Origin of the sequence: Haloarcula argentinensis DSM 12282 (assembly GCA_000336895.1) — an archaeon.
Taxonomy (GTDB): domain Archaea; phylum Halobacteriota; class Halobacteria; order Halobacteriales; family Haloarculaceae; genus Haloarcula; species Haloarcula argentinensis.
In genome coordinates this window covers 82,487-108,214 of record AOLX01000026.1, presented here as the reverse complement: position 1 = coordinate 108,214, position 25,728 = coordinate 82,487, and the positions used below count along the sequence as shown (strand labels likewise).

General features: G+C 60.6%; 27 protein-coding genes. 12 read left to right on the top strand and 15 right to left on the bottom strand.

Features of this window, described 5'->3' with window-relative positions; all coding sequences use genetic code 11:
* The first annotated feature begins 99 nt into the window (after positions 1 to 99).
* The gene (locus tag C443_RS17065; protein WP_005537940.1) at positions 100 to 1,026 is read left to right on the top strand and encodes a molybdopterin-binding protein; all 927 of its coding nucleotides are present in this window, start codon (positions 100 to 102) and stop codon (positions 1,024 to 1,026) included.
* Here the strand turns inward: C443_RS17065 and C443_RS17060 are convergent.
* The 6 genes from C443_RS17060 to ahbB form a co-directional block, all read right to left on the bottom strand.
* Positions 1,014 to 1,661: an HAD family hydrolase gene (locus C443_RS17060; RefSeq protein WP_005537938.1), complete on the bottom strand. Its 648-nt coding sequence runs from the start codon at positions 1,659 to 1,661 to the stop codon at positions 1,014 to 1,016. The two genes, C443_RS17065 and C443_RS17060, sit on opposite strands and share 13 nt — an antisense overlap.
* A gap of 108 nt (positions 1,662 to 1,769) precedes the next feature.
* On the bottom strand, positions 1,770 to 2,189 hold the full coding sequence (gene lwrS, locus C443_RS17055) for an LWR-salt protein (RefSeq protein ID WP_005537936.1): 420 nt from the start codon (positions 2,187 to 2,189) through the stop codon (positions 1,770 to 1,772).
* Between the two features lie 10 nt (positions 2,190 to 2,199).
* The gene (locus C443_RS17050) at positions 2,200 to 2,478 is read right to left on the bottom strand and encodes a 4a-hydroxytetrahydrobiopterin dehydratase (RefSeq protein ID WP_005537935.1); all 279 of its coding nucleotides are present in this window, start codon (positions 2,476 to 2,478) and stop codon (positions 2,200 to 2,202) included.
* 41 nt (positions 2,479 to 2,519) lie between these two features.
* Positions 2,520 to 3,866 carry a glutamyl-tRNA reductase gene (gene hemA / locus C443_RS17045; RefSeq protein WP_005537934.1) on the bottom strand — a complete coding sequence of 449 codons (1,347 nt, stop codon included), beginning with the start codon at positions 3,864 to 3,866 and terminating at the stop codon, positions 2,520 to 2,522.
* Entirely contained in the window at positions 3,863 to 4,510 is a 648-nt protein-coding gene (locus C443_RS17040; RefSeq protein WP_005537933.1) for a precorrin-2 dehydrogenase/sirohydrochlorin ferrochelatase family protein, read from the bottom strand. The genes hemA and C443_RS17040 overlap by 4 nt, the downstream gene beginning before the upstream one ends.
* 40 nt (positions 4,511 to 4,550) lie before the next feature.
* Entirely contained in the window at positions 4,551 to 5,606 is a 1,056-nt protein-coding gene (ahbB, locus tag C443_RS17035) for a siroheme decarboxylase subunit beta (RefSeq protein WP_005537931.1), read from the bottom strand.
* A 101-nt stretch (positions 5,607 to 5,707) separates the two neighbouring features.
* Between ahbB and C443_RS17030 the strand changes: the two genes are divergently transcribed.
* Positions 5,708 to 5,998 (top strand): DUF7577 domain-containing protein, encoded by a 291-nt coding sequence (locus tag C443_RS17030; protein WP_005537930.1) that lies wholly within the window; start codon positions 5,708 to 5,710, stop codon positions 5,996 to 5,998.
* 5 nt (positions 5,999 to 6,003) lie between these two features.
* Here C443_RS17030 and C443_RS17025 read toward each other — a convergent pair whose 3' ends face one another.
* From C443_RS17025 to C443_RS17015, 3 genes are all read right to left on the bottom strand, one after another.
* Positions 6,004 to 6,414 (bottom strand): DUF5778 family protein, encoded by a 411-nt coding sequence (locus C443_RS17025; RefSeq protein WP_005537929.1) that lies wholly within the window; start codon positions 6,412 to 6,414, stop codon positions 6,004 to 6,006.
* 173 nt (positions 6,415 to 6,587) lie between these two features.
* The gene (locus C443_RS17020) at positions 6,588 to 6,782 is read right to left on the bottom strand and encodes a cold-shock protein (RefSeq protein ID WP_004957702.1); all 195 of its coding nucleotides are present in this window, start codon (positions 6,780 to 6,782) and stop codon (positions 6,588 to 6,590) included.
* Between the two features lie 2 nt (positions 6,783 to 6,784).
* The gene (locus C443_RS17015; RefSeq protein WP_004517065.1) at positions 6,785 to 6,979 is read right to left on the bottom strand and encodes a cold-shock protein; all 195 of its coding nucleotides are present in this window, start codon (positions 6,977 to 6,979) and stop codon (positions 6,785 to 6,787) included.
* 115 nt (positions 6,980 to 7,094) lie between these two features.
* On the opposite strand from C443_RS17015, the gene uppS reads away from it, so the two are divergent.
* Entirely contained in the window at positions 7,095 to 8,021 is a 927-nt protein-coding gene (gene uppS / locus C443_RS17010) for a polyprenyl diphosphate synthase (protein WP_005537923.1), read from the top strand.
* Here the strand turns inward: uppS and C443_RS17005 are convergent, their stop codons facing one another.
* Entirely contained in the window at positions 8,022 to 8,630 is a 609-nt protein-coding gene (locus tag C443_RS17005; protein ID WP_005537922.1) for an undecaprenyl diphosphate synthase family protein, read from the bottom strand.
* A 95-nt stretch (positions 8,631 to 8,725) separates the two neighbouring features.
* Here C443_RS17005 and C443_RS17000 point away from each other — a divergent pair, with 95 nt between their 5' ends.
* On the top strand, positions 8,726 to 10,084 hold the full coding sequence (locus C443_RS17000; RefSeq protein ID WP_005537920.1) for a DUF92 domain-containing protein: 1,359 nt from the start codon (positions 8,726 to 8,728) through the stop codon (positions 10,082 to 10,084).
* On the top strand, positions 10,081 to 10,497 hold the full coding sequence (locus C443_RS16995) for a GNAT family N-acetyltransferase (RefSeq protein WP_005537919.1): 417 nt from the start codon (positions 10,081 to 10,083) through the stop codon (positions 10,495 to 10,497). The genes C443_RS17000 and C443_RS16995 overlap by 4 nt, the downstream gene beginning before the upstream one ends.
* On the opposite strand, the gene dnaG is transcribed toward C443_RS16995, so the two are convergent.
* Positions 10,494 to 11,816 (bottom strand): DNA primase DnaG, encoded by a 1,323-nt coding sequence (gene dnaG, locus C443_RS16990; protein WP_005537918.1) that lies wholly within the window; start codon positions 11,814 to 11,816, stop codon positions 10,494 to 10,496. The genes C443_RS16995 and dnaG overlap by 4 nt on opposite strands.
* 179 nt (positions 11,817 to 11,995) lie before the next feature.
* Entirely contained in the window at positions 11,996 to 12,706 is a 711-nt protein-coding gene (locus C443_RS16985) for a sugar phosphate isomerase/epimerase family protein (protein WP_005537915.1), read from the bottom strand.
* Between the two features lie 51 nt (positions 12,707 to 12,757).
* Here C443_RS16985 and C443_RS16980 point away from each other — a divergent pair, with 51 nt between their 5' ends.
* From C443_RS16980 to C443_RS16955, 5 genes are all read left to right on the top strand, one after another.
* Positions 12,758 to 13,102, top strand: coding sequence for a tRNA-binding protein (locus tag C443_RS16980; protein ID WP_005537914.1), 345 nt, complete (start codon positions 12,758 to 12,760; stop codon positions 13,100 to 13,102).
* A gap of 75 nt (positions 13,103 to 13,177) precedes the next feature.
* The gene (locus C443_RS16975) at positions 13,178 to 13,387 is read left to right on the top strand and encodes a DUF3311 domain-containing protein (protein ID WP_005537913.1); all 210 of its coding nucleotides are present in this window, start codon (positions 13,178 to 13,180) and stop codon (positions 13,385 to 13,387) included.
* 1 nt (position 13,388) lies between these two features.
* A complete protein-coding gene (locus C443_RS16970) occupies positions 13,389 to 14,915 on the top strand; it encodes a sodium:solute symporter family protein (RefSeq protein WP_005537912.1) in 1,527 nt (508 codons plus the stop codon).
* A gap of 101 nt (positions 14,916 to 15,016) precedes the next feature.
* Positions 15,017 to 15,445 (top strand): YgaP family membrane protein, encoded by a 429-nt coding sequence (locus tag C443_RS16965; protein ID WP_005537911.1) that lies wholly within the window; start codon positions 15,017 to 15,019, stop codon positions 15,443 to 15,445.
* 748 nt (positions 15,446 to 16,193) lie between these two features.
* Entirely contained in the window at positions 16,194 to 16,964 is a 771-nt protein-coding gene (locus tag C443_RS16955) for an FkbM family methyltransferase (RefSeq protein WP_005537909.1), read from the top strand.
* A 443-nt stretch (positions 16,965 to 17,407) separates the two neighbouring features.
* Here the strand turns inward: C443_RS16955 and C443_RS16950 are convergent, their stop codons facing one another.
* Entirely contained in the window at positions 17,408 to 18,580 is a 1,173-nt protein-coding gene (locus tag C443_RS16950) for an ISH3 family transposase (RefSeq protein ID WP_005537908.1), read from the bottom strand.
* A gap of 52 nt (positions 18,581 to 18,632) precedes the next feature.
* The gene (locus tag C443_RS21295; protein WP_152423058.1) at positions 18,633 to 19,430 is read right to left on the bottom strand and encodes a hypothetical protein; all 798 of its coding nucleotides are present in this window, start codon (positions 19,428 to 19,430) and stop codon (positions 18,633 to 18,635) included.
* A gap of 514 nt (positions 19,431 to 19,944) precedes the next feature.
* On the opposite strand from C443_RS21295, the gene C443_RS16945 reads away from it, so the two are divergent.
* Positions 19,945 to 20,850: an HFX_2341 family transcriptional regulator gene (locus C443_RS16945; protein ID WP_005537907.1), complete on the top strand. Its 906-nt coding sequence runs from the start codon at positions 19,945 to 19,947 to the stop codon at positions 20,848 to 20,850.
* 183 nt (positions 20,851 to 21,033) lie between these two features.
* Here the strand turns inward: C443_RS16945 and C443_RS16940 are convergent, their stop codons facing one another.
* Entirely contained in the window at positions 21,034 to 22,686 is a 1,653-nt protein-coding gene (locus C443_RS16940; RefSeq protein WP_005537906.1) for a M48 family metallopeptidase, read from the bottom strand.
* A 281-nt stretch (positions 22,687 to 22,967) separates the two neighbouring features.
* Here C443_RS16940 and C443_RS16935 point away from each other — a divergent pair, with 281 nt between their 5' ends.
* Positions 22,968 to 25,640 carry a valine--tRNA ligase gene (locus C443_RS16935; RefSeq protein ID WP_005537905.1) on the top strand — a complete coding sequence of 891 codons (2,673 nt, stop codon included), beginning with the start codon at positions 22,968 to 22,970 and terminating at the stop codon, positions 25,638 to 25,640.
* Positions 25,641 to 25,728 lie beyond the last annotated feature (88 nt).

The window sequence follows — 25,728 nt, the reverse complement described above, 5'->3', positions numbered from 1 at the left end:
GACCCGACCGAGGAAAAACGTTCCCAGTCCGTGTGGAGATGTGACGGATGTGCCGTGGCCACTCGGGGCGTTTTTGCCACAGTACCCACTAGCAAGGGTATGGCTGGCTCCCCGCCGTCGGAGGCCGAGTCGCTCGCACTGGAGACCGCTCGCAGACAGCTCGGCAGCTTCGCCGTCCCCGTCGACCGAACGGACAGAATTCCGCTCTCCGTCGCTGTCGGACGAGTTCTGGCGACAGATGCGACGGCGAACGAACCCGTGGAGGAAGCGGATATCTCGGTCGATGATACCGTTTTCGACCGGGGCCATCAGGTACGGCCCGGCGATGTGGGACTGCTGCGGGCGACCGGCGTCTCCGAACTGCTCGTCCGCCAGCGACCGCAGATCGGAATCGTACCGACTGGTGACGAACTCCAAGCGGAGGCCAGCGCCGCTCACGAGGTCGAGACAGCGGGGTTCACGCTGGCTCAGTACGTCGACCGGTGGGGTGGGAAGGTGACCTACCGGGACCCCGTCGCCGACGATGCTCCGGCGCTTCGGATGGCTGTCCAGCGCGACCTCACCCGTGATGCGCTCGTCATCACCGGGACCGAGCCGGGGGATACGCTTCGCGAGGTCGTTGCAGATCTCGGTGAGGTGTTCACCGACTACGTCGATATCGACCCGGGCCAGCGGACGGGCGTCGCCGTCGTCGAGGACCGTCCGGTCCTGCTGTTGCCGAAGTCACCAAGTGCAGCCCGTGTCGGCGCGGTACAGCTCCTTCGCCCGCTACTGAAGGCGTTTGCCGATGCACCACTGTCTGCACACCCGGAGACACGAGCGACGCTGGCGGCGGCCATCGACAGTCAACACGGTGTCAGGACGTTTACGCCGGTCGCCGTGAACGACGGGACAGCAACGCCGCTGCCCGGCGTTGACCTGGCGACGGCGACCCGGGCTGACGGCTGGGTATCCGTGGCCGCTGACGAGGCTGGTATCGATGCCGGAACGACCGTTTCTGTGGAAAACTGGGACTACCTGCCCTGAGACGACGCCAGGTCGAGTAACGTAGCGACGCGTTTGTCACCACGCACGCACCGACCTGTCTCTGCCGGGGACCGCCGGCCGACGTGGACGCCATCGAGGCCCGCGTTCCACGCCGCGCCGATGTCTGACGGATTATCTCCCGCCAGCACGCCGCTGTGGCCGTTGTACCAGACATCCATCTCCCGCATCGCCAGTTCGACCGGCTTCGGGTCGGGCTTCCAGCCGATGTCGTCGTCACAGCAGACGACCGTCTCGAACCAGTCGGCGATGTCAAGATGGTCGAGCACCGGCTCGGTGAGGTACTGTTGGCAGTGTGTGACCAGTCCGACCGGTGTGTCGAGGGTGGCGAGAAACGTCTCGGCGTCGTCGTAGAGGTACGTCGCCTCGGCCCGGGCGAGGGGGTCTTCCTCCTCATGAAACAGCCGCCAGAACTCCTGCTGGTCGATGCCGCGTTCTCGAAGCGTCCGCGACCGTGTCCCACCGAATCCGTACCAGAGTGCATCCCGTTCCCGGTCGGTGAACTCGACGCCGAGGCGGTCGCCGACGGCGCCCATTACCTTCCGGGGGTACGCTGGCTCGATGTCGACGAGCGTCCCGTCGAGGTCGAACAGCCAGAAGTCGTAGTCGGTGGTCATGAGAGGTAGATTTATTGGAGATTTTCGAATATAGTCTTTCGGGCCCTACTGTCAGTTTTGAGGTGTATAACACACCTGTAGTCACTGACTACACAGCAGCGGCTCTGCTTATGTCACCCGTATCGAACTTCCGAGATACTTGGTGAGCACCTCGCTGACCGAGTCAGCGTTGAACAGAGCCAGATCGTCGGCAATTTCGGCTTTCAGCGAATCCAGATACGCCTCGTCGGTCCGGAGTTCACTGAACGACGCCGAGATGACTGGACAGCCGAGTTCATCCTCGACGAGCCGACGGAAGTGCGGTTCGTCAGCGAGTTCGCCCCGCCAGAGCGTGTCCCAGAAGAACAGCCAGCCGCTTTTGCCCGGGTCGTCAGCCGTCCGGTACAGCGTCGTCTCGAAGCGGTCAGGGTCGGTCCACAGCCCATCTGCGTCCGGCTCCAGTCGAATTTCTACCCGGAAAACATACTGTACGGTCGCGCCGTCGGGGTCAGTCGGCTGGAGCGACGCGAGTCCGTCGGTCGTGTCCACGGTTACACCGTCAGTCGTGGATGCCGTTCAGCCGCTCGGCGAGGTCGATGTCGTTTTCCGTGATGCCGCCGGCGTCGTGGGTCGTGAGTCGAACTTCGACCTCACCCCAGCGAATTGTCATCTCCGGGTGATGCCACGCGTCCTCGGCGAGACCGGCTGCGGCGCTCAGAAAGCCCGACGCGTCCAGATAGCCGTCGAACTCGAAGGCGCGGACGATTTCGTCGCCCTCGCGGGTCCATTGCTCGGGTAGTCGGTCGCTAATCTCGTCGTCAGAGAGCAAGTCTGCCATATCGGCTACGTCGGGCGGCGTGGGCAAAAAGGTGGGCGTGGTCAGTCGTCAGAGAGTCGGTCGAGCATCGCGTTCGGGATCTCGTCGCGCATGCCGTCGGGGATGTCGTCGACCGACATACCCTGGGTGAACTCGGGCGGCGTGGCCTGATCCGGGCCGCCGAAGTCCGGATCGAACAACTGGAGCGCCGTATGGATCGTCGACCAGTCGTCCTCCTCCGCGGCGTCGCGCAGGCTCTTGGTTGGCGCGGCGAGGATCTGCGAGACGATGGCGTCGGCCATTGCTTCGACGACCTCCGCCTGCTCATCGTCGAAGTCAGCTGCCGAAAGTGCGCTGTTTATTTCTGCCGCCTTGACCTGTTCGGCGCTCTCGTACATCGTCGAAATAACTCTGTCTGCGCGTTTGCGCTTGTACTGCGTGAGCAGGCGGTCGAACTCCTCGTCGACGATGCGCTCGACCGCCTCGGCGGCTTTCTGGCGCTTGTTCCGTGTTTCGGCGGTCACCGACTCCAGCGCATCGAGATCGTACACCGTCACCGACGGGAGGCGGTCCGCGCCCGCCGGGACATCACGCGGTTGGGCAATATCGACAATGGATACGTCGCCGGAATCGCTGAAGGTCCCGATATCGAACACCTGATCGCCGCTTCCCGTTGCCGAAATGACGGCACTGGCCTCGGAGACGGCGGCTTCGATACCGTCGAGTGCGAGTGCGCTGGCGTCGATATCGACCGATTCAGCGATGTGCTCCGCGTGTGGGACCGTCCGGTTGGCCACGAGCAGCCGGTCGACTTCCTCGCTGAGCGCCTCCGCAGCGAGTTGGCCCATCTCGCCGGCCCCGACAACGAGCGCTGTCCCATCCGCTAGCGAACTCTCCTGTTTGAGAAGGCGAACCGCGGCGGAGGCAATCGAGACGACGCCCTCGTTGATTTTCGTCTCCGTGCGGGCGCGCTCGCCGACGTGAATCGCCTTCGTGACACCGTCTTCCAGCATCGGTCCGATGCCGCCAACGCCGCGGGCGGTCTCGTAGGCGGTCCGGAGCTGGCCGAGGATCTGGTCCTCGCCCAGCACAATCGATTCGAGCCCGGCGGCTACTCGGAGCAAGTGACGGAGGCTCTCCTCGTGACCCATCTCGACGACGACGTCATCGGGCACGGCACGGGTGAACAGTTCGAGCGCGTCAAGCCCGTCCTCGTGATCAGAGACGACGACGTACCCTTCGGTACGGTTGCACGTCTGCAGCGCAATCGCCTCTTCGACCTCTGGGTTGGCGAGCAGGGATTCGACGGCGTGGCGCTCGCTGTCCGCCGCAGCGGTCTCTAATTGGTCGACGCTTGCGCGCTCATGGGAGATACAGACCCCAACGATTGCACCAGTGTCCCCTCTCACGTTTGATCACCAGGTAACTCTCCGATCACGTCTCTAGCTACTTGCTCTCCCTTGTACCTGCCACTATCTAAAGCCTTCCAAACTTCCCGTGACCTGACAACGAACCTGACGGCGTCGCGCCGTTCGGCCGCCGGGACCCCCCGGTCGCGCAGGTCCTCACGGAGGTCGCCGACGACCTCAGCCATCAGACCAGCGTTTCCGAACTCGTCTTCGAACCGCTCGCGAAGGTGTTTCGATAGCGCCGGCGCGCGCCCGCCGGTCGCAATCGCGAGCGTCACCGGGTCGTCCCGTACAGTGGCCGGCACGACGACGTTGCCAAACGACTGGTCGCCGTGGTCGTCGGCGCGGTTGACGAGCGCGCCGTGCTCCTCAGCGGCTGTGCTGAAGGCGTCGTTCAGGTCGGAGTCGTCCGTCGCGGCGACGACCAGCGCCGGGTCGGTCCGCTCGACCCACTCCGTGGCGTCCTCGGGGGCCGGTGCGGCCCGGACCTTTTCGGCGTCAGCGAACGTCCGGTCGCCGAACTCGGGGCTGAGGACGACGACGCTCGCTTCCGCGGCGAACGTTCGGGCCTTGCGCGCACCGACTGGACCGCCACCGACGACGAGTACTGTCTCGCCCTCGAAATCGTGCATAAGCGGAATCATCGGCAACCGCCTCCCGCCAGGAGCCACTGCATCGGTTCGGTCACGCCGTCTCTGTGTTCTGCCGCGCTCGTTCGTCCAGTCTGATACCTGTCTTCTTCAGGATGCGCGTCGAGAACAGCGTGTCCCAGTCGTCCTCGGACACGTCCCAGTGGTCGGCCATCCGGTCGCGGACTTGCTGGATGCGCTCTTGACTCTCCGCTTCGCTTCGCCCGTGGGTCATCGCGAAGAAGTTGTACGGCCAGACACCGTCGTGACGGGGCCGCTCGTAACAGTGGGTTACGAAGTCGAACTCGGCGATGGCCGGGCCGACCTCGTCGATGACCTCGTCGGGCACGTCCCAGACGGTCATCCCGTTCTCGCTGTAGCCCAACGCGTAGTGGTTCGGGATGACGCCGACGCGGCGGACTTTCCCCTCCGCGTTGAAGCGCTTGATCGTCTCCAGTACCCAATCAACGTCAGCGTCGATTTCGTCGGCCACGTCGGCGTACGGTGTGGCAGTGACCGGGAGACCGTCTTGGATTTCCAGCACGAGGTCCAGTTCGTCGGCGGTCAGGGACTGGCTATCCGTCGGTGTTACGTCCGGTCCCAGATCCGAGCAGTCGATATCCTGCGTCTGTGGCCCCTCAACGGGGAACTTCGCGCCGACGTGAAACTCCTGCTGTTTCGGGAGGTTGTACGTCTCCTCGCCAGTTTCGGCCTCGATTTCGGCCAGAACCTCCTCGACCCGTCCTTCCTCGGCCACCGAGAGAACGAACCACATGTTCAGATGCGGATGTTCGCGCTCGTAATTGTGCGCGACCTCCGGGTACGCGTTTATCATCTCGGCGTGTTCGTCGTAGCTGTCCTCGGGGGCGTGGGTTGCGACGAGCGTGGCAGTGCCGCCGATCGCTTCGGCGTTGATGAGTGCCCCGAACCGCGTGAGCACGCCCGCGTCGTCGAGGTCCTGTACGCGCGTTAGCAGCTCGTCCGCGTCGATGTCGACGCCGTGGTCGGCGAGGGCCGCCGCGGCCGGCTCGAACGGCCGTTCGACGACCGGGAAGCCGCCCTGGAAGGCGTTCAACACCGCCCGGTCTACCGTCCCGAGGTCTTCGCTCATACGGAAAGCTGGGGGTTCTGCGAATAAAAGCAGTCCGGGATAGCCGGTACCAGTATCCGGGTCGTCGGAGCGTTTTAGCCGCTCACGTCCCAACCGTACACGTGCAGATTTCGACAGCCGAACTGACAGTCCGGCTGCTGGTCTACCTGTTCGTCCTGGTAGGGGTGCCGCTGTGGTTCGTGCTGATGTTCCGGCTCATGGATTACGCCGCTCATGACACGCTCGTCGAGCAGTTCAGCGGCCGACGCAATGGCCGCGACACCGGCCAGCTCAACGCCTACTTCGAACAGGCCGCCGTCGAGGCCACGGACTGCCGTATTTGTGGCGCGGCGAACGGCCCCGATTACACCTACTGTCACAACTGTCAAGAACGGTTGTCGGCTAGCGACTGACGCGTTTACTCGCCTTCGACGCCGGTGACCGCGTAGCCAGCGTCCTCGATCGCTTCGAGAATCCCATCGTGGTCGGCGCTCGCCTCGTAGTAGAACACCAGATCGAAGGAGCCGTTGCGTAGGAGCTGCTGGCACTCCCAGACGAACTCCTCGCCGTCCAGCGTGAGGCCCTGGTGCTGGTTCGACGCGAATTCCGGATCATCGCTGCCGGAGTAGACGTACGTGTCGGTCGGGTCCAAGCCCGTGCCCTCGGCGATGAGTTCGCCGACCTCGATGGTGGCCTGCATCATCTCGATCTCGTCGCTGCCGTCGTACTCCGTGTGGACGACAGCGCCGTTGAGCTGAATCTCGCCCGGTTCGAGCAGTTGCTTGGTCCGGCGGTAAAGGTCATCGTCGAGTGCGTCGGCCTCGCTCATACCTTGCGGTCGGTGTTGCTGTCCCTAAGACACTTCGGATTCGGAGCGCTGATCGGTCTACCCGAAGATATTCGGATCGAGAGACGGCGCGGCCACAGCGGTGGGAACCCACGCGCTGCCGAGTCGCGCCGCTCGGTCAGTAGCGAACCTGTTGAAAAGCGAGTCGTTCTCGCTTACAGTCGCTCGAGGTTCTTCGCCCGCGGGCCTTTGTCTGCCTGTTCGATGTCGAATTCGACTTCTTGTCCTTCTTCTAAGTCCGGGCCGCCGACGTCTTCCATGTGGAAGAACACGTCTTCGTCGGCATCGTCGGTTTCGATGAAACCGTAGCCACCCGTATCGTTGAAGAAGTCGACAGTGCCTGTCGCCATGGTTACAGCCGCGTGAGGTTTTTCGCGCGCGGGCCTTTGTCGGCCTGCTCGATCTCGAATTCCACTTCTTGCCCCTCCTCGAGGTCAGGACCGTCGATGTCCTCCATGTGGAAGAAGACGTCCTCGTCGGAGTCTTCGGTATCGATGAAACCGTAACCGCCTGTGTCGTTGAAGAAGTCTACCGTACCGGTCGCCATTGCAATTTGAACGTTAAGCCGGGGTATATTAAAACTATGCGCATATATTTCGATAGATTAGGGAGGAAATAACTGTACCCGATCCCTTCCACAAAGCCCTTATTGAGTGGTTGAAATGTACACAACGATGCTATCGAGGGGGAAGCGACTGGGATATGCGGCCTACGAGCGATTGCTCCAGTGGGAACTGTCAGGGACGCCCGACCACGTCGCCGTCATTATGGATGGGAACCGAAGATACGCTGAAAAGCAGGGCGCGAAAAAGCAGGAGGGCCACAGGGAAGGGGCCCAAACGACGGAGGCGCTGTTGAACTGGTGCGACGAACTCGGCGTTCGTGAGGTGACGCTGTACACGTTCTCGACGGAGAACTTCGACCGCGACCCCGAGGAACGCGAACACATCTTCGACCTCGTCGAACGGAAGCTCCGGACCTTTGCCGACGCCGAACGGGTCCACGAGGCCAGCGTGTGTATCCGCGCCATCGGCGAGACGGAGATGCTGCCCGAGCGGGTCCGAGACGCTATCGACTACGCTGAAGAGCGAACCGCCCAGTACGATCAGCTCAACCTCAACATCGCGCTGGCCTACGGCGGCCGGGCCGAACTGCTCGGTGCGGCTCGCGACGTCGCCACTGCCGTCGAGGCCGGGACGCTTGACCCGACGGATGTCTCCGCGGAAGCCATTGAGGAGCGACTGTACGAGGGGCCGACCCGCGATGTCGACCTCATCGTCCGGACCGGCGGCGACGAGCGGACCTCGAACTTCCTGCCGTGGCACGCCAACGGCAACGAGGCCGCCACGTTCTTCTGTACCCCCTACTGGCCCGAGTTCCGGAAAGTCGACTTCCTGCGAGCGATCCGGACGTACCAGAACCGCGAGCAGTCCTGGCGGACGACCCGTGCTGAGCGCTCGCTCGCACTGGTTCGTGCTATCGAGCAGTCGGAACTCCCGACGGCTAAACGGATGCTCGGACGGTTCCGGGACGCGCTCCCGAGTACCGAACGCGAGCAACTCGACGAGGAGTACGATCTCGCGGACTGATTACCGCCCGAACCGACGCTGTCGCTCCTGGTAATCCCGTAACGCCCGCAGGTAATCCCGCAGTCTGAAGTTCTGCCAGTTCACGTCTGTGAAGTACAGTTCCGAATACACGGACTGCCAGATCATGAAATCCGAGAGCCGCTCGGCCCCGGTTTTGATCACCAGATCCGGGTCGGCCGGGAAGACGAGATGTTCCTCTACTGCGGCCTCGTCGATGTCGCTCGGGTCGAGCGATCCCGCATCGACATCTTCTGCCAGTTTCTGGACGGCCGTTGCGAACTCAGACTGTCCGCCGAGGCCGATTGAAATCTGAATCGGGGCATCAGCCGTCGTCTCGTCGTCCGGTACTCTGACCGCTATCTCCCGTGGCGCGGTGACACTTTCGAGTTCGCGCTGCAGCGTCGGAATCGCTTCCTCGTCGAGAACGCTCACGTAGACGACGACGGTATCGGTGCCGTACTGGACCGCCCAGTCGAAAAATCGCTCCAAGGTCCGGTATGCACCGTCTCCAAGCAGATCCCGCTCCGTAATCACCAGCGCGACCGTCTCGGGCAGGTCGGCGTCGCTGCGCCGAACGCGCGTCGCGAGATATCGGTCGTATAGTCCCACGTCCGCCGGTATGCTGACAGCCCCAGTAAATCTCACGGTACCGTCGCCTCCACAGTTCGGAAAGGGTAAGTGCCTCTCGGGGATACCGGTGGGACGTGACTGGCACAGTCCGTCGGGCAGGCGCGTTCGCCGCCGTGGGGACCCTTGCGGTCGCCGTTCCGGCCGCAACGGGCTTTCGCTCGCTCGAACTCGCGACTGTCGCCGCTATCGCACCTTTCGTCCTCGTCGCCGCGCTCGGCGTGACGATCATCGGGCAGGACTCGCGGTTGTTCGACCTGTTCGCGCGCCCCGGTGACTACGAGGACGGGAAACTGTACGGGCTAGCGGCCTTCTCGCTTGCCGCCGCCGGGCTCGCACTGCTTGCCGTTCGCTTCAGTTTACCGGTGCCGGTGTTCGTCGGTGTCGTTGTCATCGTCGCCTACGGCAACCTCGGCCAGCGGCTCGCATACACCGTCCGCTCCGACGATGTGGTCGCAACTGCGGGCTTCGTTCTCGTTGGCTTCGTCGCCGGCGTCGCGGGGCAGGTTCTCGGGGCGCAGATTCAGGCCGCTGTCGGCGAGGGAGCGGCCGCTGTCGATATTCCACTCGTGCTGTTTCTCGCCGCCAGCGGCGCGTTCGTCGCCGCACTGCTTCGGTCGGTCCTGTTCGAACGGGACGACCCGCTGGTGATGCTCACTGTGGGACTGCTACTGTGGCTGTTTTTCGAACTCGATCCGTCGGTGACGGCACAGCGCGTCGTCATCGCGCTCGCCGTGACAGTCCTGCTCGGCTATCTCTCCTACGCGCTCGACACCGCATCCCTTCCGGGGATGCTCACTGGCGTTCTCCTCTCCTTTTTGACCATCGTACTCGGCGGCTTCGGCTGGTTCGCTATGCTGATTTCCTTTTTCGCGCTCGGTGGCCTCTCGACGAAGTTCCGCTACGAGGAGAAACTGGACCGCGGCATCGCCGAGGAGAACGAGGGCGCACGTGGGAGTGGGAACGTACTCGCAAACTCCATCGTCGCGTTGTTCGCCGTCGTCGCGGCGGCGGCGAGTCCGAGCCACATCGCTGTCAACCCGCTCTTGTTCTTCTATGCCTTCGCCGGGGCTGTCGCCGCCGCGATGACCGACACGTTCTCCAGTGAGTTCGGCGGGCTCTACGACAACCCACGGCTCATTACGACGCTCAAACCCGTTGAGCCGGGCACTGACGGCGGCGTCACCTGGCAGGGTGTGGCCGCCGGGGCCGTCGGCGCGGGCATCATCGCCGGTATCGCTGCGCTCACACAAGACATCACCACAGTGGGCAGTGGCGTCATACTCCTGTGTGGGCTGGTCGGGATGATCGTCGACAGCCTGCTTGGCGCCACCGTCGAGGGCTCAGTCGTCGGCAACCAGGGCGTCAATATGCTCGCAACCCTGGCGGCCGCACTGGCCGGGGTCGGCGTCGTGCTGGTCGTCGGTCTCCCATGATTCGCGAGGCCCGTCCCGGGGACGAATCCCGGCTCCGGGTTATTCAGACAAACGCGCTTGACGAGCCGTGGCCGGAACTCCTGGGTGTCGGAATCGACGGCCCGCCGCTCGTGCTGGTGCTCGATATTGGCGAACCGCTCGGCTACGCGCTGGTCGTGCCGGACCATCCGATCGCGTACCTAGCGGAGTTCGCAATCGCACCCGGCAAACAGGGGCAGGGCCTCGGGACGGCACTGATGGACGGGCTGCTGGACAGGCTCCGGACTGGTGGGTTCGAGACAATCAGACTCACAGCGCGCGCGGACGACGAGCGAGCGCGCTCGTTCTATGATGGATTCGGGTTCTCTGTCGCCGATGAACTCCCCGATCACTACGACGACGGCGACGGGGTGTTGCTCGTTCGAGCCCTCTAGCCCTCGATTCGGACCTGCACGGCCGTCGGTTGTTTGACGTACTCGCCGTGGCCGGCCGCGACGACGACATCGACACCGCGCTGGGCGGCAACGTCGAGGAGCTTCTGCGAGCAGTCGGCATCGATGACGACAGTGTTGGGAACGTCCTCGGTGGATTCAAGCAACGAGACGACGTCGTCGGCGACGCCCTCTGCGAGCAGTGTCGCGTCCTCGTCGACCAGCCTGGCCGTCTCGCTGTGGTTCCGAATGACGGCTTCGATGTGGTCCGAGAGCGACGGGATGGTCGGTCCGTCATCGCTTTCGGTCGCGGCATCCGTCACGGCGGCCGCGTTCGGACTGTTCGCGCCGTTCGTCGCTCCGTCGGCTGTCTCTGTCTGCGCCGACCCGGTCTGTGCATCGGGCGCGGGCTGGTTGTCAGCGGTGTCGTCCGATATCGCGGCGGTCACGGCACCGCCATCGGCGGTCGTTGACTCCCCTGTCTGAGACATCTCCTCGCGGATGCTGTCGAGGCTCTTGGCGCTTGCGACCGTCTCGTAAGGCACCTTGTCCCGGAGCGCCGACATCACCTCGCTCCGGGAGAGGTCCTCGACGGACTTGCCAGTGGGCGTGACGGCGACGTAATCCACGTCGCCGACCTGCGCGAGTTCCTTCAGGATGAGATCCCCGCCGCGGTCGCCGTCGAGGAACGACGTCACCGTCCGGCCGGCTGTCAGGTCCGCGATAGCATCCGGGACATCCGTACCTTCGACAGCTACGGCGTTCTTGATACCGTATTTCAGCAGTTGCATCACGTCAGAGCGCCCTTCGACGACGACAATCGCGTCGGAGTCGGCCACCCGCGGTCCGGCCGGGAGCCCCTCGTAGTCGGTCACGTCGGCGACCCGGACCTGCTGTCTGACCGTCTCGACGATGTCTGCAGTCTGGATAGACTTCTCCTCGAAGTCGTTCAGCAGCTCCGTCGCGCGCTCGACGACCTCGCGCCGCTTGGCGCTGCGCACGTCCTCGATCTCGGCGACCTCGATCTCGGCGCGGCACGGCCCCACCTGTTCGATGGTCTCCAGTGCCGCGGCGAGAATCGCAGTCTCGACTCTATCGAGCCCGCTCGCGACGGTAATCTCGCCGAAGGACTGTCCACCCTCCGAGCGTATCTCCACGTCGATGCGGCCGACCTTTTTCGAGTCCTGCAGGTCCCGCAGGTCCAGTTCGTCGCCGAGTAATCCTTCCGTCTGGCCGAACACCGCGCCGACGACGTCGCTGCGCTCGACGACTCCCGCCGCCGTGATGTCGGCATGTATCAGATATTTCGCCGTATCTTGCATGATTATCCTGTTTTCCAGCCCGTCAACCGGTGTTCCGACGGACTGCTGTCACTATACTGATGTTGGGTAGTACAGCGGAATAACCTTGCGCACGCGAGTCGAGGATCAAACCCTCTCGCAGGGACGCAGCGACCCGACACCGCTTCTGTGAAACGCGCCATTCCCGACAGATCGGCCACTCAGTTTAGTAACGAACTCATGCCGTCGATACCGGCCTGAATGGCGTCGACCGGGTCCTTGGGGTCGTCGTGCTCGAAGACGAGCCAGTCAGTTCCGGCCTCGCGGGCCGCATCAACTACTGCCTGGAGCGGCACCACACCGTCGCCGAGCACCGTCGGCTTCCCGTCCGCTGTCATATCCTTGAGGTGGACGATAGGAACGCGCCCATCAAGTCGCCGGATCAGTTCGACGGGGTCCTGCCCCGCCGCGTGCGCCCACCCGGCGTCGAACTCGAAGCCGATGGTCGTCTGGTCGGCGAGCGCGTCGAAGGCGGTCCCGTCGCCGAACGGGACGAACTCGTGGTCGTGGTTGTGGTACAGTAGCGGTCGGTCGAGGTCAGCCGTAAGCATCCCGAGCAGGGTCGCCGTCGACTCGACTGCCCGCTCGCTGGCGAAGTGGTCGTCGTCGAGATACGGGAGGACGATGTACGGCGCGTCGAGTGTCCGGGCCTGATTGCCAACGGTGCGCGGGTCGGACTGCAGGTCTTCCAGTTGGACGTGGACGCCGGCAATGCCGAGTCCCGCTTCGTCGAGCGCGCGCCGGGACGCACCCGGGTCGCCGATACCGGCGAACTCCACGCCGTCGTAGCCCGCGGCGCTGATGCGGTCGAGCACGTCCGAGAGCGGTTCCCGGAGTTCACGGAGCGTCCAGAGCTGGATCGCTGTCTGCATACCGTTGCTGCGAACGCTGTCATAAAATAACTGGACGGACAATCGGGGGGCATGGGATTCACTGAAACCGAGATCGACCCCGCACGGTTCCTCGAAGACGTAGAGATGCGTATCGGTGAAATCGTTGCCGTTGAGCCGTTCCCCGAAGCACGCAAAGACGTGTACAAACTCGACGTTGATTTCGGCGACGAGACGCGCCAGTCCGCCGCGGGGCTGACAGACGTGTACGATCCTGAGGACCTGCTTGGATCGCAGGTCGTTGCCGTCGTCAACCTCGGGACGGTCTCTATCGCCGGCTTCGAGAGCGAGTGTCTGGTGACCGGCGTCGACAGCGAGGACGGCGTCGTCCACCTGACACCCGAAAGGGACGTCGAACCCGGGACCCGCGTGTATTGAAGAATATAGTTCTTCAACGACTGTCGGTGAAGATTCGTTACCCATTAGTACCGCCAGCGGCTAGACTGTCGTAATATGAGTACGGTCAGGGCCGCTGGGTGGACAGTCGTCGCGCTCGTGTTGATGGCGTTGGCAGTGCCATGGTTCCTCTGGGACACCAGCACGATCGCGGCCGGACTGCCTGTGTGGCTATGGTGGCATATCGGATGGATGGCGCTTGCCAGCGTCGTCTTCGCCGTGTTCGCGCGCACCGACTGGGGCCTCGGCGTCGAGGAGGTGCGGTGAGATGGCTGACACCGCACTCCAACTGGGTATCGTCGGCGCGTACATGATCGTCGCACTCGCGGTGGGTGCTGTCGCCTACCGCCTCACCGACCGGACCGCCGAGGACTACTACCTCGCTAGCCGGACGCTCGGCACGGTCGTCCTGCTGTTTACGACCTTCGCGACGCTACTGTCGGCGTTTACGTTCTTCGGCGGCCCGAACCTCGCGTTCAGCGCCGGCCCCGAATGGATTCTCGTGATGGGGCTCATGGACGGCGTTATTTTTGCTGTCCTCTGGTACGTGCTGGGGTACAAGCAGTGGCTGGTCGGCAAGCGCCACGGCTACGTGACGCTTGGTGAAATGCTGGGCGACCGATTCGGGTCGACGGCGCTGCGGGTCGTCGTCGCCGGCGTGAGCCTGGTCTGGCTGTTCCCGTACGTGATGCTCCAGCAGAAGGGGGCCGGCCAGGCCATCGTCGGCCTCACGAACGGTGCGGTCCGGTTCTGGGTCGGGGCCGGCGGCATCACGCTGTTTATGATTCTCTACGTCGCGCTCTCGGGGATGCGCGGCGTCGCCTGGACCGACACGCTCCAGGGCCTGTTCATGCTCTCGCTAATCTGGGTCGCCGTCGCCTGGGTCCTCTCTGCCGTTGGCGGCGCTGGCGAGGCAACGGCCCTGTTGGCGTCCGAAGAGCCCGCCTTCGTCGGCCTTGGTGGCGGACTCTACACGCCCCAGTACATCATCTCCACCGCGGTCAGCATCGCCTTCGGCGTGACAATGTTCCCACAGATCAATCAGCGCTTCTTCGCCGCCGGCTCGAAGAAAGTGCTCAAGCGCACGTTTGCACTCTGGCCGGTGCTGGTCCTGCTCCTGTTCGTTCCGGCGTTCATGCTGGGCGCGTGGGCCGCGGGACTCGGCGTCACCGTCCCGGAGGGTGGCAACGTCATCCCGGCGCTGCTGGGCGAGTACACGCCGACGTGGTTCACTGCGCTGGTCATCGCCGGCGCGATGGCCGCGATGATGTCCTCCAGTGACTCGATGCTGCTGTCGGGCTCGTCGTACCTCACGCGGGACCTCTACCGGCCGCTGACTGGCCGCAGCGATGCTAGCGACGAAGCGACCGACCGCCGCGAGGCGCTCGTCGCCCGCGTCGGCGTCGTCATCTTTGCTACCCTCTCGTTCGTTGCGAGTCTCTACACGCCGGGAACGCTGGTCCAGATCGGCGACACGGCCTTCAGCGGCTTCGCACAGCTTACGATTCCTGTCGCACTTGCGCTGTACTGGCAGGGAACGACGCGTTCGGGGATGTACGCCGGCGTGATCGGCAGCCAGGTGTTCTATGGCCTGCACGTCTTCCCGATCCTCTCGACACTTGGCAGACTTGTCGGCCTTGACGTCGCCCTGCCGACGGCGTACCTGGGCTGGACGCCCGGCATCGTCGGCATCCTGGTTGGCCTCGTGCTGACGGTCGCCATCTCGCTGGTGACTGCCCCCGCTGCGACCGAGAACCGCACCGCCTACGCCGTCACCGGCATCGAAAGCGACTGAAACGCCGTCGGTCCGTGCTGACCGTTCACCGCGACAACCACCGGACAGCGGCCACCGGCGGACATGTAAACCTACAAAAGCATCCAGCCCAATGTGCAGGTATGGACTCCGATAAGAACGTCGGCGGTCGCGACCGCCTCATTCGAGCGGTGCTGGCAGTCGTCCTGACAATCGTCTCCCTGCGCTGGCTTCGGAGCGGGAAGCGCAAGCGCGGCCTGCTCGCCGGCATCGGCGCGCTCGGCCTGGGATTCAACGCTTCGACGGGCTACTGTGGATTCAACGACACCTTCGATATCGATACGACGGCCAGTGAAGACGACGACGTGTTCGCGCCGGATATGGACGACGAGTCGGCAGCCGACGAGTCGACGGACGTGAGCGTCGACTTTACCTCCGCTGACGACACCGAAACCGCGAACGGTCACGCCAGCGGCGAGCTGACCTGTGCCGTCTGTGAGGACCCTATCGTTCCCGGTGAGCGCCGTGGGCCGAACGACGACGGCGCTATCGTCCACGAGACCTGCGAGTAACGTCGGCCCCGACCGCTCAGCGGCCCGAGTCTGGTTCTTTTTATAATCACCGTCCCAGTCATTCACGTATGCAGACCCACATCGTCCCAGTCGGGTTCGACTACGACTGGGTTATGGAACCCTGAGTCGCTCACGGCCTCTTTCGGGCTTTCGGAGGTTTTCACGAGTGACCGAGTCCATGCTCGAACCCATTGCACTAGACGAGGTGGCTCCCCTACTTTCGCGGCCAACGGACCGAGTTAGCTGACCCGACCATCGACACCTACCGATACGAACTCGAAAAGTTTGTAGAGTGGTGCGATGCGGGAGACGTAGAGGACCTGAATTCGCTCTCGGGACGTGACCTGCTGTGGTTCAAGGAGTATCACGTACAAGACCTGAACAGGGTCAGGATATCTTGAGGGAGCCAGAACGAAATCAAAGTGACCCTCTTCTTGGGTAGCCATGCCCGGCTTGCCCGGACATACCTGTCGATAGCGATGAAAACGATGTAATAGTCCGAGCAGGAGAAAGATTTGGCAATCGCAAATTCGATTAGCGACTTGTGAGAGGGAATACCCTAATCAACATATTTAGATCATAGATACACGGCACGAATCTTTTGAGAATGTTTCGATCCTATAATCGGGCCTACAGAGAGGGTCACAGGTACCGACAAGTTCTGGAAACATGTCAACTATTCTTTTAATTTGCTGGCAGAATTTTAAGCATATGATTATGTATGTTCACTTCTAACACTTTATATCGTATGTCGCAGGAAACGCTATTAAACTCAATCAAGAATGAAATAATAGATATATATCAAATGGGGTCTGGCTATGCTGTTGAGAATTTCTTAAATCCGGTTAATTACAACGGCATAAAAATAGATACAAACTGTGGGGCGATAAGAACCAAAAATAAAGCCCGTTTTTTTACGTATTATTTCCGCAATGAACACTCTATAAGAGAAAAGACCCTCATCGATAAGTACCTTCCAGTGGACTATTCGGTAATTGAGTTCGGTGGCGGAATCGGGTATATTTCTGCCTATATTAATAACAAACTCAGCGAAGGCGAGATACAGGTTGTTGTAGAACCAAATCCGGAGAACGTTAATTGTAATAAAACGACAAGGAGTCTAAATGGGTGTGACTATTTTTTGCTAGAAGGCGCATACTCTCCACATGGCGAGGACGTGGAATTGAGCTTGGACAGTAAATTTTCTTCTGGAAGCACAGAAAAGAAAATGTCGAGTAAAAAAGTTAGTGTTCAAGGGGTCAGCATATCAAGAATATGTTCTGAGTATGAGTTGGAAGAATTCGTATTGATATCTGACATGGAAGGAGGAGAATTCAGAATGATTGATGAAGAAATCGGCGTTATTTCTGAGTCTGTTCCTTTTGCAATTATCGAATTTCACCCATTTGAGGGATTTAGTGAAAAAGAATATGTCGATAAGATACTCTCCGCCGGGTTTGTCGAACTGGATGAAGTAGGCGGAACTCACGCCTTTAAAAATGAGAAGTTGCTGGATTAGGTACACATCATAATGCAGGGGATCGAGGACTGTCGGTAGACTTCTGCAAAAGCATTCGCTATCGAATATTTTACGATTTGTAACCTAATGCTTCAAGACGATCGTCAACAGTCTCCTTATCTGGCCTATTGAACTCCGTAGGTGGTTCGCTGACCACTTCACGTCGATCTTCTGAAATTTCTTCCACCTCAAGCCAAGGAACAAATCGTAAATCACTGGTGTACAAATTCGGTACTTCCCAAACGAGTCGAGGGAACGCTGCCTGAATGCCACGAAATAGTCACTTTCTATATGATTTGACGATCAGTCTCGACTGCTACCGCCGAGTAGGTCGAGGCAAGTCCAATCCACCGCTCCGAACAGACGATAGCAACCGAATCTCGGCGGTATCTGACGAAAGCTGTTGCTCACCGCCGAGTGGGCAGGCCGTGGGCTGACCCCGGTCAGCCCGCGGCCGTTGCCTGTGACGCCGATACACCAACCCCGTTCGCCTTGATCTTCCACCGGCGGCGTAACTCCTCTTCCAGCTCATGACGAATCCAGTCACAGAACGTCTTGAACGTGAACTCTTCGGGCAGGTCGCGCCCGCCCCGTTGCGGGCGGGCGACGACCGCCCACCGCAGCACCAGCCACAGGTTCTCCAGCAGTGCTGCTACGAGCATGATCGCAAACCGCACGACGGGATCACGTGTCGTCGTGATCCCGCGTGCTTGCCGCAGCAAGCGATAGGTCGTTTCGATGCCTGAACGTTTTCTGTAGAGGCGTTCGACCTGCTTTGCTGATCGATCAGTAACGCCGCAGGCGACGTAGCCACGAACAACTTCGCCGTGCTTGCCCCGATCTCCGTTCTGGTAGGAGACAGTGACCGCGAGCGGGAAGCGCAGTTCCCGCTCGCTACCCTTGTACATACGATAGGTCGTCATGTACGACTTGTGTACGTCGAGTTTGTTCTTCATCCGCTCACCCTTCTTGGGTACGTGAACGACCGTTGCGGCGATATCACGAGCACGGCGGATGACGCGCTCGTTGTAGAAACCGCTGTCGGCAAGCAGAAGCTCGATATCGAAGGGATAGTTCTCGACGCGGGCGAGCACGCGCTCGACCGCGTCGGCCTCGTCTTCGTCGTTGCGGACGTAGGTCATTGCCAACGTCACCGGCTTCCCATTCGAGACGACGTACGCCGTACAGTAGCGGTGGCAGGTCGTTGTTCCGTCTTTGGGAGCCATCGAACAGAGTTCGCCTTCGTCGGCGTAGTGCTTGCCGTGATAGGGGTTATCGATGAAGTCGATAGAGACGATTCTCGACCGGTCAGGGTCGAGAATCGTCATGGCAAGACGTCCAAGCAGAAGGTTGGCAACGACCTCAAGCCACTGGCGGTTGATTGTGTGGAGCCACGTGAGAACGGTGTCGTCACACGGTGTACCGTCGGTATCGTTGCAGGTGTCCCAAATTGAGTTCTGATTAGTGCAGGCTAGGATGACAACGAGCCAGATGTCGCCGGGGTCGAGGGGGCTCCCCTCGACGCCCGGCAATGGAAGCGGGGTAATGATTGCTTCCGCTACGTCTTTTACGTCCGACGCCGAAAGGTAACCGTCTGGATCGGGGATCTTGAACACATCCAGATCCAGACACTTTCGTGTGGTCAGTTCGTCGATTCAATTCAGCTGGTTACACCGCTCGGGAAGTACCGAAATTATGTGGGTGGGAGTATTGACGATGGGTTAATGGAAACGTCTTTTCGCCAAGCATTTCGCCATGGTCTGAGGTTATAACTGATTTACCGTTAAGTTCCTTAGTTAGTGTTTCAGCACATTCTAAGGCAATGTCAACCGACTCTTGATATGCCTGACAAAGTTCTTTTCGTGTAACTTGTTTTTCTATTACTGCTTTCCATATGTTGATTCCGCCGTCATTTTCTGACATATTCAGCGCAGAATTTCGCTCTCTAAGTTTCTTGGCAGTTTTCCCAAGATGAGGTGCATGAGGTGACATAATGTGGACTATGAGACGCTTGTCAGGATATTCCTCATGAGCGTTGATCGCCCTTTCTACCGTACTTTCGGGCTTAGATGGGTTATGTAGCATATCAATATGGTGGAATGTATTATCAGGTAACTTTGGTGTGTGTGGATTCCCCGTTACGTAAACCGTATCATGAAGCGACTCACCGGCGAAATTTCCCCTCATAAATTCCCAACTGTGTGCTCCTTTGGAGAGAACTCGATCCAGCGAACCTGGGATCGTATTTTGTTCTGAGAAATAATCATATCGGCACGCATCAAGGATAATCAAGTTATCCCAGTCTTTAGACATTACATCAATTCCATTCCCGTACTTCCTTTCAAACAAGCGGTTATTTATAGGGAATATAAATTTTGAAACCAGACGTCCAAGTTCTCGTCTGACAAGTGACGGATTATCGAAAATTCGTTGTATATTACTTATATTATATCGCTCGGGGAGCATACTCACTCTTCAGGAGTACATGTAAAAAGTAGTGCGCTCTGAGGCACTAATTCCTGCGGTATCCCCCGTGCCACACTAGCTACCAGCGAATTGCCTCGCCTGGCCCACGACCTGCGGTCGCCCCTGAGATACGACCGTTCTTGACCACCGTGGGTGAGTCACAAGCGGGCACAGCAGAGGTGTCCAATCTACCTCACGAATCCCCTCGGCGATTGTATGACTGCTGTCGGCACTCCAGTGGCAATTCTCTTTCGCACTCGGGTCTCAGAACCACACGAATTACCGAAGATAAATCATAGAATGGGCTTCTGTTGGGTAACAGGAAAACGAACTTTCTCCAAAACCCATCAAATAACCCCATTAGCGGGATCTAACCCACGTACTCACTTCGGAATCGGAGAAAGGGCGGAATGGTGATTTCCCCTACAGGTTCATAGAAGCCCGAGAGGGGCAGGTCACAAACACCGGTAACGAAACTGGTGTTTTATTTAAACACCATACCGTTGTTCTGGGTATGCAGACCCACATCGTCCCGGTCGGGTTCGACTACGACCGGCTCATCGCGCCGCTGGTGCGCGAGCAACTCGACGTTGACCGCGTCATCCTACTTGAGGGGGCGGTCGGCAGCGAAGCCAACGTCGAGTACTCTCGCAACCTCGCCGAGAAGCTGGAAAAGGACTACCAGAACCTGCTCGGGGCCGAAACCGAACGGTTCGTCGTTGCCGACGTGTACGACTACGATGAGGCCTTCGAGCAGGCATTCGAACTCATCAACGCCGAACTCGACGCGGGCAGCGAGGTGTGGGTCAATGTCTCCGCGATGCCCCGGACTGTCTCCTTTGCCTTTGCGACCGCGGCCCACTCGATCATGGTCGAGCGCGAGGGTGACCGGGACCGCATCCACACCTACTACACGGTCCCCGAGAAGTACTTGGAGACAGAACTCGCCGAAGAACTGCGCAAGCAGATCGACATGCTGGAGGACATGCGCACGGGCGAGGATGTCGACGAACGAGTCGACGACCGACTCGAAACCGCACGGGACCTGCTGGCGGAGTTCGACGAGCGCGGGACGACCATCGGCGCGAAGGAGATCGACGGCTCCCACGTGGTAGAGCTCCCCGTCGCATCCTTCTCGAATGTCAAGCCCTTCGAGGAAGTCATCCTCTTTACCCTCGGCGAACACGGTGAGTTCGAGTCCGTCTCCGAACTCGCACAGCAGCTGGCCCGGGATCTGGGTGAGGAATACACCGACTCCTTCCGCTCAAAGGTCATCTACAACGTCGACCGGCTCGGCCCCGGCGGAAAGGGATACATTGAGCAGGAGGAACACGGGAAATCCTACCGGACAACGCTCTCGCGGATCGGACAGCTGTGGGTCCGCGCTCACTCAGACGAGGAACGCCAGCCCCATTCCTGACAGCGATTCTTATCCGTACCTCGCTCTCGTGGTTCCCTCTCGTCTCTCCGGGATTACATACATCCGACATCGCGTTTGACTCGCGGGTCCGCGATCTCGTTGTGGAATGGACTCGCAGAGCAAACATGACTCAGTGCTGAGTGCGACTATCACAGAGAGCGGGCTAGGCCATTTATCGAACGATCAGCTGTCTCTTTGATCAGCGTCCGGTACCTGTGATGGCGACTGTTCACCGAGCAGTTTCTCAGTCCGGTCGTCGAAGGATGGATGCGTGGTCGTAAGATTGTGGCCCATCGTCACGTCCTTCGGAACGTTGTTGACGGAAACGATTCGGTCCAGTGCGCCGACGACAGCTTCCTCGCTGGTGACCGTCGCTGCGTATTCGTCCGCTTCGTATTCGTGACGCTGTGAGACCCATCCGGCTGCGAACTGCAAATACGCGACTGTACCGACCGCAATTACCAAAGCGTTCGGAAAGACGTGTGTGTGGAGTGTGAATACTATATACCAGTACCCGAGAGTGAACAGATATTGCTTGAGGTGGTGATGGTTGTCGATATGTCCGAGCTCGTGTGCGACAACTGCGCGTAACTCGCTGCGGGGAAGTTCGTCGATGAGGTCAGCAGTGAGACAGATCCCGTGATATCTGGGCAGATTGGTCGCGAACGCGTTAGCCATCGGCTCGATTCCAGTCTCCAGCCGGCGGATTGACCGCAACGATACCCCCTGTTGAGCAGCGAAATCGGTGATGTCGTCTCGAAGTTCATCAGAGAGCGGTTCACCGTCAATGACCGAACGCCGTACGAGCAGTGCAATAGTTTGGCGAAAGATCAGCAGGAGTGTCACGAGGACTGCACCTACCACTGGTTGCCGTGTAATCTGAGATGCGAACGTCAGCATGACAACGGCAGCCGCCCAGTGCCAGAAGACCGAAAACACGGTGCTTCGTCCGCACTCTGCAAGGACGCTCCGTACGTCGTATTCGATGGCTATGAGTTCGTAGTACGAACGCTTCGCTGCCAGTGCCGATCCGAGCCACGTGGCACAGACGAATGGAGTCAATGCGACGAACCACAGTGTCACAGTCACCCATGGCGATGCGGGAAGAGCCGGAAATACCTCACTAGCGACATACGAGACGAGTGGCACGGCGCCGAGCAGGAAACCGGCCGCCGCGGGGACAATCGGCGCAAACAGCCTTCCCTCCGTCATCGTCTTCCGAATCACGTGTGCCCAGTCGACCAGCCGCGCATCCCCCCGCTCTCGTGGGTGCGTGAGAACTCGGATCAGTCCGTACGCTCCGCCAAACGACCCACACAGAACAGTTCCCAGTGCTGCCAATGTCATACCGCTAAAGCCGTAATTGATTGTTCCGACAGACATCTCTGCCGTCGTCAGTTCGTACTGCTCTCCAAACAGCGAGCGCGGTTCACCAGGGGTCACCGACATGCCGTCCGTGACGACGACAACAAATGTGGGCGAGTCTGTCGGTGCGATTCTGGCCAGTGATTCTCCCTCAATCTGTCCGCCGAGCAGTCCAGTTCGGCTCCCAACGCTCGTCGCGATAGACGTCCGGTAGAGATCACCCCCGGAAACGACCTGCCCGTTGGCAAATTGTGTAACTGTTGCCCGTTGCTTCGTGACGCTGATATCGTAAACCGGTATATCGGCGTCAGCGGCGAGTTCAGATGCCCGTACCTTCGGGTCGTCGGTCTCAGCGACACGGAAAAAGAGCGTCACTGTGTCTGTCGATTCCGGGTTGATCTCGATCCGTATGGTGTCGACTTCGGAAGTCTGTTGCGCCTGTGCCGCACCGACGGACGAGGCGACGCTCACGACGCACAGAATAGCGATTCCAAATATAAATAAGCTCTTGCGCATGTAAATTCACTCATCTTCATTTTGAATAAAATCCTCGATACGAGACAGAGCATCGATCCGATCTACTACCACACAAAAACCGAAGTCATTAACGCCTCGTCCAGTATACTTCGATTTAGATGACGCGCCGAGCCACGTTCACGGCCGCGTTCGTACCCGTAGTAGGGGCTCCTATGCCCCACTAACACCACCTCTCGGCGACCGAACCGTTCTACGACTGCTTCAGCTTCAGACACATGAGTGATACACAGGACCCACCGCAGGACGAATCGACCGCAGACCAATCAGAGAATACCCTCGACGGGGAGTACGACCCTCGTGAGGTAGAGCCAGAGTGGCAGGACCAGTGGGTCGCGGACAAGACCTACGCCTACGACGAGGACGCTGATACCCGCTTCACCATCGACACGCCGCCGCCGACGGTGTCGGGGAACCTCCACATGGGCCACCTCTACCAGTTCACGCTACAGGACTTCGTCGCTCGCTTCCACCGGATGCGCGACGACACCGTCTACTTCCCATTCGGCTACGACGACAACGGCATCGCCTCGGAGCGACTGACCGAGCGCGAGCTCGACATCCGACATCAGGATTATCCGCGACGGGAGTTCCAGGAGAAGTGCCGCGACGTGTGTACGCAGTTCGAGGACGAGTTCACCGAGGACGTGCAGTCGCTTGCGATCTCCATCGACTGGGACAACACCTACAAGACCATCGCGCCGGATGTCCAGCGGGTCTCCCAGCTGTCGTTCCTCGATCTCTACGAGCAGGGTCGGGAGTACCGCCAGCGCGCGCCGACCATTTGGTGTCCGGACTGTGAAACGGCCATCTCACAGGTCGAACAGGAGGACAAGGACAAGTCGACGCTGTTCAACGACATCGCCTTCGACCTCGTCGAGACGGGCGACGGACCGGCCGACGAGGACGCAACCTTCACCATTTCGACGACCCGGCCCGAGCTACTGCCGGCGTGTGTCGCCGTCTTCGTCCATCCCGACGACGACGAGAATCAACACCTCGTCGGCGGCAGTGCGCGGGTGCCCCTTTTCGAGCAGGAGGTTCCCGTTATCGCCGACGAGCGCGTCGACATGGAGACCGGCAGCGGCATCGTGATGTGCTGTACGTTCGGCGACCAGAACGACATCGAGTGGTATCAGGCCCACGACCTGCCGCTGCGGCTCGCCATCGACGAGTCGGCGACGATGACGGACGTGGCCGGCGAGTATGAGGGAATGCACACTACCGAGGCCCGCGAGGCCATCATCGAGGACCTGCGCGAAGAGGGCTCGCTGCTTGAGAGCCGCGACCACGACCACACCGTGCAGGTCCACGAGCGCTGTGAAGAGGAGGTCGAGTACCTCGTCACCGAACAGTGGTACATCGAGCTACTCGACAAGAAAGAGGAATACATCGAGGCTGGCCGCCAGATGGAGTGGTATCCCGAGAAGATGGCAACCCGCTACGAGCACTGGATCGAGGGGCTCGAATGGGACTGGTGTATCTCCCGCCAGCGCGATTCGGGTATCCCGATTCCGGTGTGGTACTGCGACGACTGCGGCGAGCCCGTGATGGCCGAGCGCGAGCAGCTCCCGGTCGACCCGCTGTCGGACGACCCGCCGGTCGATAGCTGTCCCGAGTGTGGCCACGACTCGCTGACGCCCGAGGAGGACGTCTTCGACACGTGGGCGACTTCGTCGCTAACCCCGCTGGTGAATGCCGGCTGGGACTGGGACGCGGACAGCGAGTCGTTCACCATGGAACTGCCGGAGCTGTACCCCTTCGACCTGCGTCCGCAGGGTCACGACATCATCTCCTTCTGGCTGTTCCACACCGTCGTCAAGTGCTACGAGCACACCGGCGAGGTGCCATTCGAGAACGTGATGATCAACGGGATGGTGCTGGACGAAAACCGCGAGGCGATGTCCAAGTCCAAGGGCAACGTCATCCCGCCCAGCGAGGTCTTAGAGAAGTTCCCGGTCGACGCAACGCGCTACTGGGCTGCCGGAACCTCCATCGGCGACGACTTCCCGTACAAGGAGGGGGACCTCGAAGCAGGCGAGCGGCTCCTCCAGAAGCTCTGGAACGCCTCGCGGCTGGTTGACCAGCTCACGCCTGCGAGTCAGCCAGAGGAGCCCGACGACCTCGCCGCGGTCGACGAGTGGCTGCTGGCCGAACTGGACGCAACCGTCGAGTCAGTCACCACGAAGTTCGAGGACTACGAGTTCTCGAAGGCCCGGAACGAACTCCGGTCCTTTTTCTGGAACACGTTCTGTGACGACTACCTCGAAATCGCCAAGCAGCGGCTTTCGGATGGAGAAGATACGTCGACCGAGTTCACGCTCCTGCAGGCTCACCGGACCTTCCTGCAGCTGTTCGCACCGTTCCTCCCGCATATCACGGAGGAGCTGTGGGAGCGGTGCTATGAGGAAGATAGCTCAATCCACACGACGGACTGGCCGACCTCGGGCGGCTACGATGCCGACCTCGAAGCGGGCGAGACGGCGATGGAGGTCGTCTCCGCGCTCCGGCGGTACAAGACCGAGAACGGGCTGCCGCTGAACGCCGACCTCGACCACGTCGAGGTGTTCGGCCACATCGCCGGCTTCGAGGACGCGGTCGGCGAGGCGATGCACGTCGCCCAACTGGACACCTACGACGAGGCCCCGGACATCACGACGGAGGTCAGTGGTATCGACCTCGACTACTCGCTCGTCGGTCCCGAGTTCGGCAGCGAAGTCGGCGCTATCGACGCCGCTATCGAGGACGGTGACTACGAGATCGACGGCGACACGCTGCAGGTCGCCGGCGTCGAACTCGACGACGAGATGTTCACCGTCGAGGAGTCCCGGACCTACTCCGGCGAGGGCGAGATGACCGAAACCGAGAGCGCCGTCGTCGTGGTTCGGTAAGCTCGGCGCGTTTTTGCCGTTACAGAATCACCGTGTTCGCACCTATCGCCGGGACCAGTAGCATCAAGACCTGCGGGTCCGGTCATTT

What these genes read in the sequence shown, in the direction of transcription:
- C443_RS17050 (WP_005537935.1), bottom strand. Translation starts at nt 2,478, where the DNA reads ATGGCAGACTTGCTCTCTGACGACGAGATTAGCGACCGACTACCCGAG.
- C443_RS16995 (WP_005537919.1), top strand. Translation starts at nt 10,081, where the DNA reads ATGATTCGCGAGGCCCGTCCCGGGGACGAATCCCGGCTCCGGGTTATT.
- C443_RS16975 (WP_005537913.1), top strand. Translation starts at nt 13,178, where the DNA reads ATGAGTACGGTCAGGGCCGCTGGGTGGACAGTCGTCGCGCTCGTGTTG.
- C443_RS17060 (WP_005537938.1), bottom strand. Translation starts at nt 1,661, where the DNA reads ATGACCACCGACTACGACTTCTGGCTGTTCGACCTCGACGGGACGCTC.
- C443_RS16965 (WP_005537911.1), top strand. Translation starts at nt 15,017, where the DNA reads ATGGACTCCGATAAGAACGTCGGCGGTCGCGACCGCCTCATTCGAGCG.
- C443_RS21295 (WP_152423058.1), bottom strand. Translation starts at nt 19,430, where the DNA reads ATGCTCCCCGAGCGATATAATATAAGTAATATACAACGAATTTTCGAT.
- C443_RS16945 (WP_005537907.1), top strand. Translation starts at nt 19,945, where the DNA reads ATGCAGACCCACATCGTCCCGGTCGGGTTCGACTACGACCGGCTCATC.
- C443_RS17025 (WP_005537929.1), bottom strand. Translation starts at nt 6,414, where the DNA reads ATGAGCGAGGCCGACGCACTCGACGATGACCTTTACCGCCGGACCAAG.
- C443_RS16955 (WP_005537909.1), top strand. Translation starts at nt 16,194, where the DNA reads ATGTCGCAGGAAACGCTATTAAACTCAATCAAGAATGAAATAATAGAT.
- C443_RS17020 (WP_004957702.1), bottom strand. Translation starts at nt 6,782, where the DNA reads ATGGCGACAGGCACTGTCGACTTCTTCAACGATACGGGTGGCTACGGT.
- dnaG (WP_005537918.1), bottom strand. Translation starts at nt 11,816, where the DNA reads ATGCAAGATACGGCGAAATATCTGATACATGCCGACATCACGGCGGCG.
- ahbB (WP_005537931.1), bottom strand. Translation starts at nt 5,606, where the DNA reads ATGAGCGAAGACCTCGGGACGGTAGACCGGGCGGTGTTGAACGCCTTC.
- uppS (WP_005537923.1), top strand. Translation starts at nt 7,095, where the DNA reads ATGTACACAACGATGCTATCGAGGGGGAAGCGACTGGGATATGCGGCC.
- C443_RS17015 (WP_004517065.1), bottom strand. Translation starts at nt 6,979, where the DNA reads ATGGCGACCGGTACGGTAGACTTCTTCAACGACACAGGCGGTTACGGT.
- C443_RS16980 (WP_005537914.1), top strand. Translation starts at nt 12,758, where the DNA reads ATGGGATTCACTGAAACCGAGATCGACCCCGCACGGTTCCTCGAAGAC.
- C443_RS17040 (WP_005537933.1), bottom strand. Translation starts at nt 4,510, where the DNA reads ATGATTCCGCTTATGCACGATTTCGAGGGCGAGACAGTACTCGTCGTC.
- C443_RS17065 (WP_005537940.1), top strand. Translation starts at nt 100, where the DNA reads ATGGCTGGCTCCCCGCCGTCGGAGGCCGAGTCGCTCGCACTGGAGACC.
- C443_RS16970 (WP_005537912.1), top strand. Translation starts at nt 13,389, where the DNA reads ATGGCTGACACCGCACTCCAACTGGGTATCGTCGGCGCGTACATGATC.
- C443_RS16935 (WP_005537905.1), top strand. Translation starts at nt 22,968, where the DNA reads ATGAGTGATACACAGGACCCACCGCAGGACGAATCGACCGCAGACCAA.
- C443_RS16985 (WP_005537915.1), bottom strand. Translation starts at nt 12,706, where the DNA reads ATGCAGACAGCGATCCAGCTCTGGACGCTCCGTGAACTCCGGGAACCG.